Annotated in this window: 4 protein-coding genes; all 4 read right to left on the reverse strand. The window is 68.8% G+C overall.

All coding sequences use genetic code 11. From position 1 onward, the window contains the following. Positions 1-1,710: a potassium-transporting ATPase subunit KdpA gene (gene kdpA, locus AC1U89_RS05435; RefSeq protein ID WP_479898714.1), complete on the reverse strand. Its 1,710-nt coding sequence runs from the start codon at positions 1,708-1,710 to the stop codon at positions 1-3. Positions 1,711-2,020: 310 nt separating this feature from the next. After that, positions 2,021-12,445: a hypothetical protein gene (locus AC1U89_RS05440; RefSeq protein WP_479898715.1), complete on the reverse strand. Its 10,425-nt coding sequence runs from the start codon at positions 12,443-12,445 to the stop codon at positions 2,021-2,023. Between the two features lie 9 nt (positions 12,446-12,454). Beyond that, positions 12,455-13,759, reverse strand: a complete 1,305-nt coding sequence (locus AC1U89_RS05445; RefSeq protein WP_479898716.1) for a hypothetical protein — start codon at positions 13,757-13,759, stop codon at positions 12,455-12,457. Then, a complete protein-coding gene (locus AC1U89_RS05450) occupies positions 13,756-17,292 on the reverse strand; it encodes a CBS domain-containing protein (RefSeq protein WP_479898717.1) in 3,537 nt (1,178 codons plus the stop codon). Before AC1U89_RS05450 ends, AC1U89_RS05445 begins: the two co-directional genes overlap by 4 nt. Positions 17,293-17,338 lie beyond the last annotated feature (46 nt).

Raw genomic sequence — 17,338 nt, forward strand, 5'->3', positions numbered from 1 at the left:
TCAACGGCCGGCGACCGCGGCGAGCACCTGGAAGTGCTCGACGATCGGGCCCAGCGCCAATGCGGGGAAGAACTGCAGGCCGCCCAGGATCAGGATCACCCCGATCAGCAGCCCCACGAACAAGCCGCCATGGGTCGGCAGCGTGCCGGCCGACGGGGCCAGCTTGGGCTTGGCCGCCAGCGAGCCGGCGATGGCCAGCACCGCCACGATCGGCAGGAACCGTCCCATGGCCATCGACACGGCCAGGGTGGTGTCCCACCAGGGCGCGTTGGCGGTCAGGCCCGCGAAGGCCGAGCCGTTGTTGGCCGTGCCCGAGGTGTAGGCGTAGAGGATTTCCGACATCCCGTGCGGGCCGGCGTGCATCAGGCCCTTCAGCGCCTCGGGCAACACCGCGGCGACCGCCGAAAAGCCCAGGACGCAGACCGGGATGGCCAGCACGGCCAGGATCGACAGCTTGACCTCGCGCGCCTCGATCTTCTTGCCGAGATATTCCGGGGTGCGCCCGACCATCAGCCCGGCGACGAAGACCGCCAGCACGGCCATCACCACCATCACGGCGATCCCCGAGCCGATGCCGCCGGGCAGGATCTCGCCCAGGTGCATCAGGAACATGGCGATCCCGCCGCCCAGGGGCATCAGGCTGGAATGCATGCCGTTGACCGAGCCGTTCGAGGCCCCGGTCGTCATGGCGGCCCAGGCGGCCGTGGCCGGCGCGCCGAAGCGGGTCTCCTTGCCCTCCATGTTGACGCTGGTGTCGACATGGGCGGCGACCTGGGCCGGGGCCGGCTGGGCCTCGGCGACATAGATGCCGGCGGCCGCGGCGAACAGCAGCACGCTGGCCGCGACCACCAGGGCGCGCACGTCCCTCTTGGCCAGGACCGAACGGCCGAAGGCGAAGAAGGCGGCCCAGCCCAGCACGTTGATCGACACGGCGGTGATCAGGTTGGTCAGGGGCGTGGGGTTCTCGAACGGATGGGCCGAGTTGGCGTTGAAGATGCCGCCGCCGTTGATGCCCAGCATCTTGATCGCCTCCTGCGAGGCCACGGCGTAGAGCGAGATCTTCTGGTCGGCGCCTTCCAGGGTGTGGGCGGTGACGCCGGCGGCCAGGGTCTGGGGCAGGCCCAGGGCGACCAGCAGCACGGCCAGGACGAAGGACAGCGGCAGCAGCACGTAGAGCGTGGTGCGGATCAGGTCGGCCCAGAAATTGCCGACGCCCCCTTCCCGATTGGCCACGAAGGCCCGGGCCAGGGCCGCGGCGATGGTCGCGCCGGTGGCGGCCGAGACGAAGTTCTGCACGGTCAGCACGACCATCTGGCTGAGCGTCGACATGGTCGTCTCGCCCGCATAGCTCTGCCAGTTGGTGTTGGTCACGAAGCTGACGGCCGTATTGAACGACAGGTGCTCGGAGACCGCGCCGAAGCCCTGCGGGTTCATCGGCAGCACGCCCTGCAGGCGCAGGACGGCGTAGGTGACCAGGAAGCCGACCAGGTTGAAGGCCAGCAGAGCCCCGGCGTAGCCGTACCAGGTCTGGCCCTTCTTCGGGTCGATCCCGCAGGCGGTGTAGAAAAACGCCTCGAACGGCCGAAGCACCGGGTCCAGCCAGGTGCGTTCGCCGTTCCAGACACGCGACATGTACGAGCCCAGCGGCCAGCCGATGGCGACCGCCAGCCCAAGCGTCAGGGCGATTTCCGCCCAGCCTTGCCAATTCATGGAATGCGTTCCGTCAGAACTTGTCGGGCCGCAGCATCGCCGCGACCATGTAGACCGCGACGACGATCGCCCCGGCGCCCCAAAGCACGTTCACCAGCATGGTCAGACGCGCCTCAAACCCACGGCGAAGGCGGCGAAGGCCACGAACAGCCCCACCCCCAGCGCCAGAAACATCAGATCAGCCATGAAAGGCCTCCCGCTAAGCTGGCGGGACCAGACCATGGGGCGGCGTAAGGGCTCCATGCGGGAGGCGGCGCGAGGCATAAGGGCGCCGTAAAGGTCCGGGCGAGCCTGGAGGCTCGCCCGGCGTCTAGGAGACGTCGTCCAGCGGGACGTTGACGCTGGAGATCTTGACCAGCGGCATCGTGGCGTTCGGCAGGGTGCTGTAGAGGATCACCTCGAAGCTCAGCGTGGCGCCGATGCCCGCCAGCGGCGCGCGGTTGGCCTGCAGCCAGCCGTCCACCACCCCGGACAGTTCGGTCAGGGCCGCCGAGGTCGGCGCGGTGGGCGGCATCAGCCCGATCGGCAGGTCGATCACCGGGCTGGCCGGGTCGGTGTTCAGCGGATAGGCGGCGTCGGCGCCGATCTGGGTGGTGAGGTAGGTCGCGCCGTCCGCCCCCAGCAGCTGGCCGAAGAACTCGGTCAGATAGGCGGAGATCGCGGCCGGCGGCGTCACCGGCGGGTCTAGGGTGGTCAGGTTGTAGGCGTCGTGGCGGATCAGCGGCGTGATCGGAGTGGCGAAGGCCACCGGGATCGTCGTGAACACGAAGGCGTCGTTGGTCGTGGCCCCGTTCTCCAGGTCGACGTTGCGCTGGATCTGGATCGAGGTGTCGGCCGACTGGAAGAGGACGGCGCCGAGTTCGGGGAAGGCGATCGTCTGCGACTGGGCGTCCTTGGCTTCCCGCGTCGTCATCAGGTCGCCGGTGGTCTTGTTGGCGTACTGATAGGCCGCCATCGCCCCAGCGGGCGGCGTCACCGGCGTGGCCGTGAAGGTGTCGGGCAGCACCTGGATCACCGGTACGGGCGCGTCGGCCCCGCCGACGTTGGTGACGATGATCGTCGCGGGCGACGCGTCGGCGGCCTGGGCCACCTCGACGCGGAACTGCAGGTTCACCGGCGGCGGGCCGACGGGCGGGGCCGCGAAGAACGGCGGCGGCGGGACCGGCTTGGCCCACTCGGCGTAGGCCGTGGCGAAGCCGGTGACCAGGGTGTTCCAGGCGGTCAGCGCCGCGGCGGCGTTGATGTAGGTGGTGCTGTCCAGCTTGGTGTCCGGCGCCACCTGGGTCAGGTAGGCGTCGAAGTCGGCGAAGATCGCCGGGGCGCATCCGATCAGGTTGGCCAGGGCGACGAACAGGCCGGTCTGCGGGTCCTGGTCGCCCTTCGGCGGGTTCACCGGCGCGTTGAACGACACGGTCGCCAGCAGCGAATCCTGGGCCGCCCGCCGCGCCGTGTAGGTGAAGGTGTAGTCCCACAGCGACAGCTGGGCCGGCGTCGGGTTGGCGATCGCCGAGCCCGACCCGGTCTGGCCCTGGGCCGTCGGCGGCGGCGGCAGGGCGCGCAGGGGAACTGGGAACTGCAGCGCCCCCGAACCGATCGGATAGCTGAACGGACCGGTGGTGAAGGCGATCCAGCTGCTCTGCTTGTAGCCGTCGATCCCCGCCACCGCGGTGATGTCGTTCTGCAGGTGGGTGAGCTGGTAGCTCAGCGTCAACGGGATCGACGCCTCCAGCGTCGGGTCCGAGCAGGTGAACAGGAAGGCCATCGCCGAGTCGGTGCTGGTCGCCCCCTTGGCGTTCAAGGCGATGCTGGCCACCGACAGCGCGTAGTTGGGCAGGTCCACCGGCGGGGCGGTGTTGACCGGCGCGCCGTAGAAGGCCGGCGGACTGGCCGTGCCGGGCGGCTGAGCTTCGTTGGTGGTCGCGCCGGTGACCGGCACCACGGCCACCGAGGTGACCAGGGCGGCGTTGCCCAGCTGCTGCAGCAGGGACTGCTTCAGCTCCTCCTTGGCGGCGGCCTTCAGGGTGTTGTTGGCCGGGCCGACCAGCACGGGTTCGATCGTGCCGGAGATGGTCTCGGCCAGGGCGGCCTTCTGGGCCAGGATCTCGAACAGGTCGCCAGCCTGGTCGGGGTCCTTGCCGGCCAGGGCGGCCACGATGAAGGCCGGGGCGGCGTAGGTCGGCGACAGGAAGGTGTCGATCGCCGTCAGCGCCTGGGCGCTCCAGACGTTGAGGTCCACGCCGGTGAAGGTGGTCGCCGCCCCCTGCCCCGGGCTCAGCCCCTTGCCGGTGACATAGGCCGGCAGGGTGACCACGCCCGAGGTCTGCGACTTGGCCACGGGCTTGGGCGCGTAGAACACCGGCTCGTCGCCTGGGGTGAAAGTCAGGCCGACGGTCGAGCCCGCCAGGGCGAACCGCGTCACCCACACCGTGTAGAGCTGGTTGGCCAGGGGTTCGTCGGGATCGGCCGGTCCGGCCCCGACCCGGTATTGCCAGGCGCTGGTGACGAACGCCGTCTCCATCTGCTGGGCGAACGGCAACAGGGCGTCCTGCGAGTCCTGGGCCGTGGTCGAGTACGGCAGGATCTCGGTCTGCACGGTCACGCCGCCGTCCAGGTCCAGGAGGCGCGCGTCGACCAGACGCGGGTTGCGGCTCTGCAGCAGGAACAGGCGCAGGCGGACCACGTTGTCGGCCACCACCTGGGTGATGTCGATCGGAACGGTCAGGGTGACGCCGACCGGGCCGGTGGGCGCCGTGCCGCCCGCCGCCGCCGCGGTCGTCTGGGCGCACTGGTTGGCGAAGGCGACGAACTGGGCCGCCAGCGCCGGGTCCATGGCCTGGACCCCGCCCGTCAGGCTGTTGAGCAGCGAGAAGGTGACCGCGGGTCCGCTGACCCCGGGCACGCCCTGGCCGTCATAGTCCTGGTTGAGCTGGTAGTAGACCTGGGCGAACACCGTGGCGTCGTTGGCGGCCGCGGGGGCCGGAACGCCGCCCGAAGGCTGATAKGCGTCGGTGTTCAGAGCCAGGGTGATCTGCAGCTGAGGCGCGCCGGCGGTCCCCGTATAGAGGTAGGAGGCGCTGACGTTCGGCCACTGGCTGAGCGCGATCAGGGTGTCGGTATAGGCGATCGGCATCGGCGGGTTGTTGAGCGGCCCATTGTAGCCGGCGGGCGGCGCATTGAACGGCGTGACCGTCTGGTTGCCGAACAGGTCCAGCCAGCGGAGGCTCAGCTGGGCGACGCCGCCGACGCCCCGGTAAGGGTTCAGGGCGGCCGGCGGCAGGTTCGGCAGAGGATTGGCCGGCGCCGGATTGATTTTGCTGTTGCTGTAGACCGTCAGCGCCTGCTGGTAGGCGATCGTCGCCGAGGCGGCCTGGCTTTGCAGCATGGCGCGGCGCGACACCGGGTTGCGGATGTCGGCCCGGGCCTGGGCCGGCGCATTGGCGCGCATCAGGGCGCTCTTGCTCTTGGGCGCCGACGACGAGCCGTCGCCGGTCGGCCCGAACGGCAGGCCCGGCTGGGTCAGGCTGAAGAACTGGTTGCCCAGGAAGCCGGCGTCCAGTAGCGAGTACAGCGAGAACATGTACTGCTGGCCGTAGGTCGGATCGGTGCTGGCGCCCGGCGGGTCGAGATTGGCCCGGGTCAGGGCCACGCCGACATTGCCCACCCCGATCGACGGGTTGGACGAGAAGCTCTGCGGATCGACGTTCAGGGTCGGCGTGCCGGCCAGCAGACCGGTCTGGGCCTGGGCCGCCGCCCCCACCTGCTCCAGGGTCAGGCCGAAATAGCCGGCCACGCCCGAGACGCTGTCGCCCGCGACCGCCACATAGGTCACCTGCGGGATCATCAGCACCGCGTAGAGCCCGGCCGTGACGTTCGGGTTGTAGCCCTGCAGTTGGGCGACGGTGATCGGCTGGAGCGCGTTCTTGGAATAGTAGTTGGCGACGGTCGTCCACACGTCGCCGGTGGCGACGTCGGCCGGCGTCACTTCGTGGAACATGCCGTTCAGGATGATCTGGGCGCCCTGGTTCAGCCCGGCCTGGGGATTGTCGCGCGCCACCTCGCCGGCCGTCATGCCGTAGCGCAGGGCGAACGTGGCCAGGGTGTCGTTCGCGTCGAACACCGCGGTGTTGGGCGCGGACTCCGAGACCAGGACCAGGGTGGACCGCGTCGGGTCGATGCTGGCGCTGGTCAGGATCGAGTTGCACACGTTGCTGAGCCGCGCGCCGACCGGCGTATCGCCGGACCGGACATAGGTGACCATCAGCGTCAGGGTGGCGTAGCCCGCCGAGTCGAAGATCCCTGGCGGCAGGGCCGCGCCCTTGACCAGCTCGTCCCAGTAGAAGCTGAACCCGCCGGACTGGACGGTCGAGATCTCCCACAGCAGGCGGACGGCGTCGGACGGCTGGTTCAGCAGGTCGTTGATCAGCACCGGCGTCTCGTCCGCCTCGCCGACCGCGAGCGCGCCGAACAGGCGCGGCGGCGGCGGATTGGCCTTGGTCGAGAGATTGGAGCGGGTGATGAAGCTGTAGACGTCCGAAGCGGCGTGACCGACCAGGCCGGGGATGTTGGAGCCCTGGTCGGCATAGGCCACCAGTACGCCGTTCACGATGTCCGGCCCCAGGGTGTTCATCTCGATCAGGATGCGCTCGAGCAGCACCGCGTCGCTGGGGGTGGGACCGATCAGCTGATAGGTGTTGGGCGCCATCTGGGTGACGGGCGGCGTGTTGCCCTCTCCCGGCGGCAGCACGGTGTTGGAGTCCGCCGTCGGGGTCTGGGCGCCGGCCGCCTGCTCCAGCTTGCGGATCTGGAAGTCGATCCGAGTGCAGAAGGCGTAGTCGTCGACAGGCGTGACGATCGGCGTCTGGGTGGCGGGGTCGGTCGTCAGGGTGGCCGGGGCGAACACCGGCAGGTGCTGCACGGCCTCCGACAGCGGCATCTCTTCCGTCAGGGCCGCCTGCTGGGTCTCGATCCGGCTGAGCAGCGCGGGCGCCAGTCGCCACAGATAGGGCTGGGCCTGGCCCGAAGCGCCCGTCGTCGCCGAGGTCCCGGGCGGCGCCGTGATCTTGCCGATCTCGTCCATCCCCGAGGTGTTCCACGGCGCATAGCTGGCGGCCGCGAACTGCTGGGGCGTGAGCGCCAGGGCGGGTTCCGGCTCCAGCGTCAGGTCGGGGGTCACCGTCGGGGCGCTGGGGTTGTAGCCGTACTGCTGGGCCCAGGTCAGCACGACCTTGAGATTGGCCGCGGCCTGGGTCAGGTCGGTGTCGCCGCTGAGGTCGTCGTCGTCGTTGGCGACGCCGTTGATTTCCACCCAGCCCAGGGTGGTCTTGTCTCTGGTCAGGGTGACCTTGTAGCTCGCGCCGTAGGTGGTGACCGGGAACTGTTGGCCGGTCAGTTGGTAGAGGCCGTACTGGTCCTGGTTGGTCGGATAGAGGAAGTTCGGCGACAGAGTCAGGCCGCTGTTGTTGGGCAGGCGCAGGCCCTGGAGCATGAAGCGCGAGACCATACCGGCGGTCTGGCCCACGGTCTCGCCCGCCGCCACGCCCTGGCTCAGCTGGTCGCCCGTCAGCAGGTCCAGATTGGACAGGTGGACCAGGGGCTCCTGCTTGAGGTCGAAGATGTTGGCCAGGGCCAGGTTTTCCGGCCGCGCCACGAACGCCGTCGTGCCGACGCCGAACCGGCCCAGCAGCGCGCCCAGGGTGTCGCCGGCGACGGTGGTGTAGACCACGGTCGGGATCAGCAGCGGCGCGCCGGCCAGCAGCAGGGTGTTCAGGTCGTAGAGGCTGGTCTGGGCCGCCAGGACGTCGATCGAGACCTTCAGCGCCGCGGCCAGGCCGGCGAAGCTGTCGCCCAGCGCCGTCGTGACCGACGCCGCGCCGATCGTGATCGTCACGCCCGCCTGCAGCAGGTTGGTGGCGTTCTGGTTGCTGACGATCAGGGCCGCCGAGGTGGTCGTGTATTGCGGTCCGCTGAAGCGCGTGGCGACAGCCGACAGGGACTCGATGATCGTCGCCTTGGTCGTGTCGTCGACCCGGGTCTGGACGCTGGTCGTGACGCCGTCGAAATAGAGCGTTCCGCCGACGCTCAGCGGGTTCTGCTGGTTGCCGTTGACCAGGTCCTCGTAGGTGAAGCGCGGATTGAGCTCGCCCGTCTGAGCGAAGGCCATGATCGCATTGAGGGAATCCCCCGGCCGCAGCGCGTAGGGGAACGAGGCGTAGCAGTCGATCGCCGCCTGCAGCAGTTGCCGCGAGATCATGGCGAAGGCGTCTTCGAACAGCACCTGGGCCAGGGACTCAGGCGCCTCGTCCACCGACAGGGCCTTGGGCGCCGGCGCGTTGACCTCGTTGTTCAGCGTCGCCGCCAGCTTGTTGAACTCGGCGATCACCGCCGTGCGATAGGCCGGGGTGATCGCGGTCCAGGCCTCGAAGTCGATGGTCACCGTGCTGCTGGGCGTGGTCGGCGACGGCACGGTCAGGCTCAGGCCCGGCATGACGGGGAAGATCACCGCCCCCGCCTTCAGCGCGTCCTGCTGCGGCTGGCTGGGCGCGGTGACCAGGTTGACGGTGAAGTTGGATTTCAGGAACGCCAGGATGTCGGAGGTGGCCAGCGCCGGCTGCTGAGCCGGGTCGGCCAGGACCGCCAGGATTTCCTTCAGCGTCGCGACGCTGACCGGGGTCGAGGCCAGGGCCGGGCCGTTCGGGGTGGCCGGATGGGACTCGATCACCCAGGGCAGCAGGGCGTCGCACAGGGCGGCGAACGAGGAGCCGGTCATGTTGCCGTCGCCCGTCGCGGTCGGCGCGTCCATCGAGAACAGGGTCACGAAGGCGCCCTGCTGGTTGGCCAAGCTCAGCTGGCTCATGTCCGGCGCCAGCACGGTGAACTGCGGCGTCAGCACGATGGTCAGGGTGGGCAGCGCGTCGTCGGCCGTGGCCGTGTCGGCGCCGGCGGCGGCCGAAAGGCTGGCCACGCGCGGCGATCCGCCGAACCGCAGCGCCACCCGGGCCGGCCGCTCCAGCGCGCGGAGCGGCGCCGGGGTCTCGCCGAACGCCGCGAACATCAGCGACTTGGTCTGCGGGTCCCACGGCGCGGTGCTGTCGGAACCGATCGTCATGTCCTCCGAGATCGTCGTCGCGAAGGAGAAGCTGATGGAGAACGAGAACAGGCCCAGGTCGATCTTGACGGAGACCGACACCGAGACGGACGCCGACACCGACATCGGGATGGCGCGGTACGACTCGTAGGTGATCTGCAGCGCCAGGACGATCGACACGTTCACGCTGGCCGAGATGATCGCGAAGTTGATCGTGCCGTAGAGCTTGCCCTGGATGCCGAACTGGCCCCGGAGCCAGAAGTAGTTGTCGGCCTGGACCTCCTTGCTGGCGCCCACCAGGGCCGTGCCGCCGGCCACGGTCACGGCGTTGGAGCCGTCATAGGGGTGCCAGGGCGCGAACACGCCCTGGATGATGCCGAAGAAGGTGACCGAGAAGCCCGCCGACAAGATGCCTTTGTCGATCGAATAGCCCAGGCCCATCTGCAGGCCGATGCCGAACTCGATCACCGGGTCGAAGGTGCCCTTGTCGGTCTTGGGGATCTTGGTCGAGGTGGCGTTGCTGAGCTTGGAGAAATAGAATCCGCCCGACCCCATCACCGGGAACGGGCCGACGATGGCCTGGATCGTGAACGATCCGGAGAAGTCCATGTTGTAGGGGAAGCCCAGGTCGAACGTGAAGTCGCCGTTGGTGTAGATGGCGATGCCGATGGTCGGCAGGGTGACGTTCAGGGCCCCGAAGTTCAGTTGCCGGATCGAGCCCGGCAGCACCAGGTCAAGCTGGTAGACGCCGATCGTCGGCGTCACCTTCTTGTACATGATGTCGATGGCCAGGTCCTTGAGGACAGGGATCTTGTCGCCGTTGAAGCCCAGCCTCAAGCCGTACAGGTCCGGGTCGTTGAACACGACCATGACCTCGATCGAGTAGAGATTACTCTTGTCGTCGCCGACCCGGAACAGGCCGATGTCGGTGGCGATCAGCCAGTTGCTGTCGGCGTTGTAGCGCGGCTGCCCGTTCTGGGAGCTGGTGGGATCGACCGGGTTGGCGCCGCCCGTACCGGTGGAGGGGACGTTCTCCAGCGACTTGATAACAGCCTGGGTGCTGCTCATGTTCGCGGCGTTGATCGACACGTGCTGGCCCAGGGCCAGCAGGCGAAGGTCGAACAGCGCGTTCCCGCGGCCGGGCACCTCCGGCATCTTGGTGACGTCCTGGCCCTTGGTCGGGTCCTTGCTCACCAGCGGCTGCCACGCGGGGTCCGACGCCAGCGACGGCGGCAGCGTGCCGGAGATCGAGAACAGGATCTTCCCGGTCTTGGGATCGCGGGCGAAGTTGAAGCCGTCGATCACCATGAAGCCCAGATTGATCGGCGACGACAGCTTGTAGCCGGCGCTGACCGTCGTCGGCGCGTTGGCGGCCAGGTGGAAGGTCAAGAACAGCCCGTCCAGCGAGATCGAGTTCAGCACCGCCCACGGGCCGGACAGCGAGAAGTAGGACCGCCCGGTCAGCTGCACCAGCGAGGTGATCAGCGAGCCCAGGCTCCAGCCGTTCAGGGTGACGGTGATGGTCTCGGCGTTGCTGTCGTAGGTCCCAGTGACGCCTTCCCACTGCACGGCCAGGGTCGAGCCGCCGGCGCTGCCGGGCTGGTTGAAGGCGTAGGCGATCGAGACGGTCAGCCCCTGGACGGCGGCCACAGAGATCGTGCCGAGCACCGAGCCGGAGAACTCGCTGCCCGTCGGCCTGGAGCCGTCATAGGCCAGGGCCAGATTGGCCGTGCAGGCGATCGGCAGGCCCGGCAGGACGTCGGTTTCCCAGGTCAGGGCTCCAGAGATGTTGTACTTCGACGCCGCGCCCGTGGCGGTGGGGATGATCGCCCCGACGGCGAAGCTGTCGACGATCAGGGTCTTGGGCAGGAAGTCGGGCAGGAACTTGTCGAGGTCGGTGACCGCGAACAGCTCGCGCAGCAGCGAGCCCAGGTCCAACGGCTCGGCCAGGGCGCTCTGCAGCCGCCATTGCGGCGAAGGCCCCTGCCCTTCGTAGGCGATCAGCATGTCCAGCGCGATCGGCCCGATCGCCATCACCCCCGACATCGAGGCCGCATAGGTGGTGGACGGCGGCTTGACCGGCGGCGGCTGGGTGGGCTGGGGCGTCTGGGCCGACAGCGCCATGCGCATGCCGTCCAGCCGGATCAGCGGCTGGCCGTTCCAGGTGATGATGTCGACGGTGACGTCCACCCCGAACGAGAAGGCGTAGCTGGTGTTGGGCGGATCGATCATCAGCTGCACGTCGCTGAAGATCACGGAGATCCCGTCCGGCATGTGGACCAGGCCGCCGGTGATGGCCGGCAGCAGGTTGGCCAGCGAGACCTGGCCCTGGAACTCCGCCAGGATGACGAAGTCCTGGTCGATGGACAGCGCGAACTCGCCGCCGGGATTGCCCTGATCGTCGGTGAAGACGTTGGGCATGAAGGTGAAGGTCGTCTCGAACAGCAGCAGCTGACGGGACGCTCCCGTCGGGTTCAGCACGGTCCAGTGCAGGTCGAGAGAGGTGATGGTGAGATCGAAATTGCCCGAAGGATCGTCGATCAGCTGGTAGCTGAACCCGTCGAGGGTTCCGATCGACACCGCCGTCGAGGTGATGGTCGGGACGGTCTGGCCCTTCGGCAGCACCGTCGCGACCTGCAGCCCCTTGAACGCGATCTCGGTGAAGAAGCTCTGCAGGGGCGCCGGGACGTAGGCGATGTAGTTGGTGTTGACCCCGGCGATGGCGGCGATGTTGGCCGGCGTCAGCGGCGTGGTGGCGCCCTCCGGAGGCGCCAGGGCGATGGCGTAGTTGGCGGTGGCGCTCTGGATCACCACCGTGAATCCCAGCGCCAGGGGCGGCGTGGTGGTGGTCGTGACGACGCCGCCGAAGACGTAGCTCACGGGCTGCTCGGGCGGCGGATCATCGTCGCTCACGGGGCCTTCGGCGGGCGGCGGCGGATCGATCATGAAGCCGAAGAACGGCCCGCTGGCCTCCAGGAACAGGAAGGTGAAGGTGGCCGCCGACAACGGGGCCGTGAGGTTCATGACCGGATAGGGAACATCGTCGGTGACGCCCGACGCGTCGATCGGCCCCGACATCACCAACGGATTGGGGATCGCGGCGCCGGTCAGGTTGGCGATCTGCAGGACGGTGTTGGCGTAGACGCTCAGCTTCAGCGCGCCGACGAAGGTCATGCCGGGCGCCAGGGCCACCGTGGCGCCGCCGGGCGCCGGCCAGCTGGCCGTGCCGGTCGCCGTGGAGAACAGCAGGCTGACCTGGCTGAAGTTCAGGTTGTCGAAGACCCCGCCCACCATGAACGGGAAGCCCGTGGCGAAGGTCCAGTTGGACAGGTCGGTGCGGATCTGCACCAGCAGGTCGCCGCCGGTCGCCGGCAGGGTGAAGGTCAGGGTGACGGCGGTGTTGGCCTGCACCGCACCGAACACGCCGTTGGGCAGGCTGGCGGCGGTGATGGCGAAGCTGTCGCCCGCGACGGCGCCCACCTGTCCCTGCCCCACCGACAGCCCGGCGGCGTCGCCCAGGACGAACGCCTGCTTGAGCAGGGCGTCGAAGCCCGGCGGCGGCGTCACCCCGTTGTCGGTCAGGTAGGTGGCGTTCAGCACCACCGGCCAGGTGGCGGAAGCAAAGGCGGCCTGTAGCGTCTGGAGTGACAAAGCCGCCCCCTATCCGTTGAAGAACAAAGGAAGATGGTCGCTGGTGCTGCGGATTTTCCCGTAGACGTCCCAGCCGAGGAACCAGCCGCGGACGCCCTTGGCCAGGTTGAACTGGGGCGCGACGTCGGGCGCTTCATAGTTCGGCGCGACCCATTGCGGGTTCAGCCCCGCCCAGATCCAGTTGACTTCCTTGTTGAAGGCCTGGGTCCCTTGCGGGACGCCGCCGGGATCGGCCCCGACATTGCCGTAGGGCGAGCCGACGACGCCGTTGATGACCGTCAACTGAGGCGCGGCCGGCAGGCCGCCCACACCGGCCAGGTACAGCACGTTGTCGATGGACTCGGTGGCCGAGCCTCGACTGTCGCCGGTGTAGAAATAGCTGGGATAGTAGGCGAGCGACACGGTCTGGCTCCAGCACCGCGCGTTGCCCCTCGGCCGCATGTGGGTGGCGAAGTAGCCGCTGTAGCCGAGCAGCGGGGCCGGCGGCGCCCCGGCCGGCTCCAGCGCCACCGTGTAGGGATTGGCCAGGCCGGTGAACGGCGCGTAGCAGTTGGTGTAGGTGCTGTCGGCCACGCGCAGCAGCGAGAGGTTGAAGTCGCCCAGCACCAGTCGCAGCTCGTTCGCCGCCCCGGCGGAATTGATCGCGGCCATGGTCGTCATGGTCTGCAGGAAATTGGTCGCCCCCACGAAATTGGCCGGGGCGTGCACCGCGAAGATGTTGATGGTCCGCCCGCCCGCGTCGAGGAAGGTGGTCTGATAGGGATGGCGCACGCCGACGCCGAAATTGACGTTGGGCGGCGGCATGCCGACCAGGCCCGGGAACTGGACCCGGGCGGCGGAGTAGTTCCCCACGGGCAGGCAGTTGTTCCAGGGCGCGGGATAGGCCTGGGCCATCGGCACCGCCAGGTTCGGGACGGTCGGACCGATCCCGCCGTTCCACTGGTCCGGCCCCGTGAAGGTGACGCGGTCGGCGCGGAAATAGACCGCGACGGCCTCCTTGTTGCCCGTGATCAGGGGCGGCACCAGGCACCAGTTCGCGTCCAGCGCCTGCAGGCTGCCCAGCAGCGCCAGGACGCCGGTCGCCCCGCCGCCGCCGCACAGGACGCCACGGTTGTTGTTGTAGGGCGTCTCGATCTCGACGACGACGAAGATGTCCGGGTCCGTCTCCGTCACATGCCGGGAGATGTAGGTGAGGCGTTGCGCCGAGGACTGGTCGACCTTGATCGCCCCGCCCCGCTGGCGCTTCTTGGTGCTGGGGTTCTGGATCTTGTTGATCGCGAAGTTTTCGATGTTCCAGTACAGGACCCGGGTCATGCCGAAACTCCCTCGACGAGCGCGGTCGACTTGCCCTGGTCCTCGATCAGGGCGCCGTACCAGCCCAGGGCGCCCTTGCCGTCCGGCGAGCCGAACACGAACAGGTCGATGCTCGATCCCGACGGCAGCTTGGCGATGCCCAGGAAGCTGAGCGAGATGTCGCTGAGCCTCAGGGTGAAGGCGTCGGCCCCGCCGCCGGCCACCGGGRCCAGCGACAGCGAGATGGTGTCGACCTTCAGGTTGACGACGCCCTGCAGGCTGAAGGCGCTGGCGCCCGGCGCGGCCCCAGGCAGTTGCAGGCCGGCGAAGGCGGCGTAGCTGGTGGCGCTCTGCGGGGTCTGCGGGCTCCAGGCCATCAGCAGGGTCGAGTTGAAGCCCGCCGCCGAGGCTAGCGCGCCCGGGCCGCCCATGTTGATCAGGCACGAGACGCCGTACCAGGCCTTGGTCACGGCCGTCTGCGGCGGCGCGCCCTCGTCCAGCACCACGGGCAGGAAGCCGCGCGCGGCGGGCGTCGTGCCGGCCGCCGACACCAGGAAGGCCTGGGGCTGCAAGGTCAGGCCCGAGACCACGCTGCCCGCGCGCAGCACGCTGTTGGCCAGGTCGAACGCCAGGTTGTCCTCGACGATCGTGTAGGTGGTCACGTTGGGGCTGGCGACGGGCGAGGCCATGTCGATGTACAGGTTCGAGAACGTCAGCCCGCCGGTGGCGGTGGCCGCCGGGGCGTCGGCCGCCATGCCGTAGGACATCAGGTCGAACGCGGTGTTCTGCTGGCTCATCAGGACGGCGAAGTTGAAGCTGCCCGTGATCAGGATCCGGCTCAGGATGCTGGGCGGCGTGCCGTTGTCGTTGTTGGTAAGGGTGTTGAAGACCACCTTCGAGACCAGGACGGACCGCAGCACGTTGCTGTCGGTCACCATCACAGTCGGCAGGTCGCTCTCGAACAGGTAGGTCCCCTGCCCGCCCTCGCTCTGGTAGTAGCCGGTCAGGACCACGCTGTTGGCCGCCTGGCGCGTGGCGTTGAAGAACGAGGCGGTGACCGCCGAGCCGAACAGCACGTTGGTGGTGACCTGGACGTGGCTGCGGAAGTCGACCAGGGCGCTGTTCTCGAACAGGCTCTGCAGCTGCAGGACCGTGAAGTTGTAGGGTCCGGACGACGGCAGGGCCAGGGGCAAGGTGGGCGGCGCGCCGCCGGCCACGCTCTGGGCGAAGGCGGGCAGCTGGTAGTCCACCAGGCCGAACAGGCTGCTGGCGCCGGGGATCTTCAGGGTCGTCCCGTCGTAGCTGACCGGGCTGACCGAGACGCCGAAGTGGTGGGCGCGGAAATTGGTGAAGTTGATCCCGGCGGCCAAGCCCGCCAGCTGCGGCGGCAAGTCGGTGGGATTGATGTCGGCGCCCAGCACCAGGATGCCCCGCCATTCGGGGTTGGTGACGATGCTGGCGAAGTTGGCGTAGAGCGTGTTGCCGCCCTGGGCGGCCTTCAGCGCGATGCCGATATACTCCTTCAGGGCTTGGGACAGCACCGCGACGCCGATGTTGGGATCGGGGTTGGAGAAGTCGTCCGGGTCGGTCCAGGCGCTGGGCTTGTTGACCAGGTCGCTCAACTTCCCCTCGCAGAACTTCATGATCATGACGTTGCTGACGTTGGACGAGGCGGACTTGGCGCCGACATTGGCCTCCATCTTCCAGCCGGCGATGTCGACGACGTTGGCGAACTGGCCCAGATGCGTCGGATTGGTGATGACCGCGAACAACTGGTTGGTCTGGAACAGGCCCTGCAGCACGGCGTCGACGTTGCGGAACGACATCTGCGAGGTGGGATCGCCCAGATTGTTGGACTGGGCCAGGATCACCGCCTCGTAGTTGGCGTGGCCGCCGCTCTGGTCCAGTTGGGCCAGAAGCCCTTGCGGCGTCGTGCCGTTCGGGACGATGGGCGCGTCGGCGCCCGCGCCCAGCGCCGCCAGCTGGGTGGCGCGCAGCGCCTTGGCGGCGTGGACCTGGCCGCGCGCCAGGCTCTGCAGGGCGTTGCGCCGGGTGGCGCTGAGGACCTTGCTCTCATACTCGCTCCAGCCGGCCACGGGGATCGCCCCCGAGGCGCCGACCCAGGCGACGATCGGGAAATCCACGGCGCCGATGGGCGTGGTCGGCCGCAGGGCTCCGGCCACGGTCTTGCTGTTGGCGCTGAACGCCCCGCCCGGACCGTAGAGGGCGTTGCCTTGCGGCTGGGCGCTGTAGGTCGGCGCGTCGCCCTGCCCGGGGACCACCTGCGCCCAGCTGGTGATGTAGGTCGGGGGATCGGTGACCGGCAGCGTCGGCTGGGCCTTGCCGGTGGTCGGGTTGGCGATGTCCGACGGCGGCAGGGGGAACTGCGGCGTGTAGGCCGGGGAGATCCCGACGAACCGCAGCGCGTCCACGGACGCCGCGCCGACCGGGCTCAGGGCGAAGTTCTCGGTGCCGGCCAGGCCCGGGATCAGGACCACGGCCCCGCTCGTCCCCGCCGCGCCGGTCAGGTAGTCGCCCGCCACGGTCATGTAGACGTTCGCCTGGACCGGCAGCAGGTTGGCCCCGATCTGCAGCGGGCCGACGGGCTGGAAGATGAAGCCCCCGTCCTGGGGCGTGGGGCCCGTCGGGAGGACGGCGGCGCTGCGCGGCGTCAGGGTGACGGGGTCGTTGTTGACCGTCCGGAACAGGCTGGCCAGGGCCGAGGTCCCCGGGGCCGCGGCGATGATCGTGCGATAGATCCCCGTCGCCGGGTTCGAGGCCGGGCCGGTGCAAAACGGGTCGAGCGGGTCGAACGCCGCCACGTAGCCCAGGCTGGGCGTATTGGTCACGTCCAGCAGCTCGAACTGCTGCACCACGTCGCCGCCCGAGGCCTGGCCGTAGGCGTACTGCATGCCGATCAGGAAGCCGCCGAGCTGGCTGGAGACGGTCATGCCGCCCTCCAGCACGAAGCAGCCGGACATGTTCCCCGTCAGGGGGATGAAGGCGTAGTCGGAGGGGACGGTCAGTTGCAGCGCCTGGGGCGACCGGTAGCTGATGCCGGGATCCTGCGGGCCGTAGAACTGCAGGGCGTCGCCTGGCGCCGAGATGAAGACGCCCTGCGCGATGGACAGCCACATGTTGAGGCCGACCAGGGCGTTGAACGGGCTCTGCACCGTCCATCCGCCCGCCTGCTGCGAGAACGCGAAGGCGAAGCCGCTGGAGCCGGTCGACGAATAGGTCGGCGTGCCGAACACCGGCTGGGTCCCCGCGCGCGGCATCCAGACGAAGTACCGGCCGAAGAAGGTGTTGCCGTTTGCCAGCCAGGCCTGGACCGTCCCGACGAAGGTGTTGGCGGTGTCCGTGTCGGCGAAGCCGGGCGCCAGCGGTGCGTAGACGAACGACCCGCCGTAGACGTTCAGCGCCTCATCCAGCGAGATCGGCTTGTTGGGGTTGCCGCCAGCGGGCGGGAACATGTAGCCGCACCAGCCGGTCGAGCCGCCGCCAGCGACTTGATAGAGGTCGGACCCGAAAACTTGCTCGAATTGAACCGACATCTTTTGGATCTCCGACGATGGCGCCGTCCTGCTGCATCGGGAGCAC

It is taken from the genome of Caulobacter sp. 05T431 (assembly GCF_056665975.1).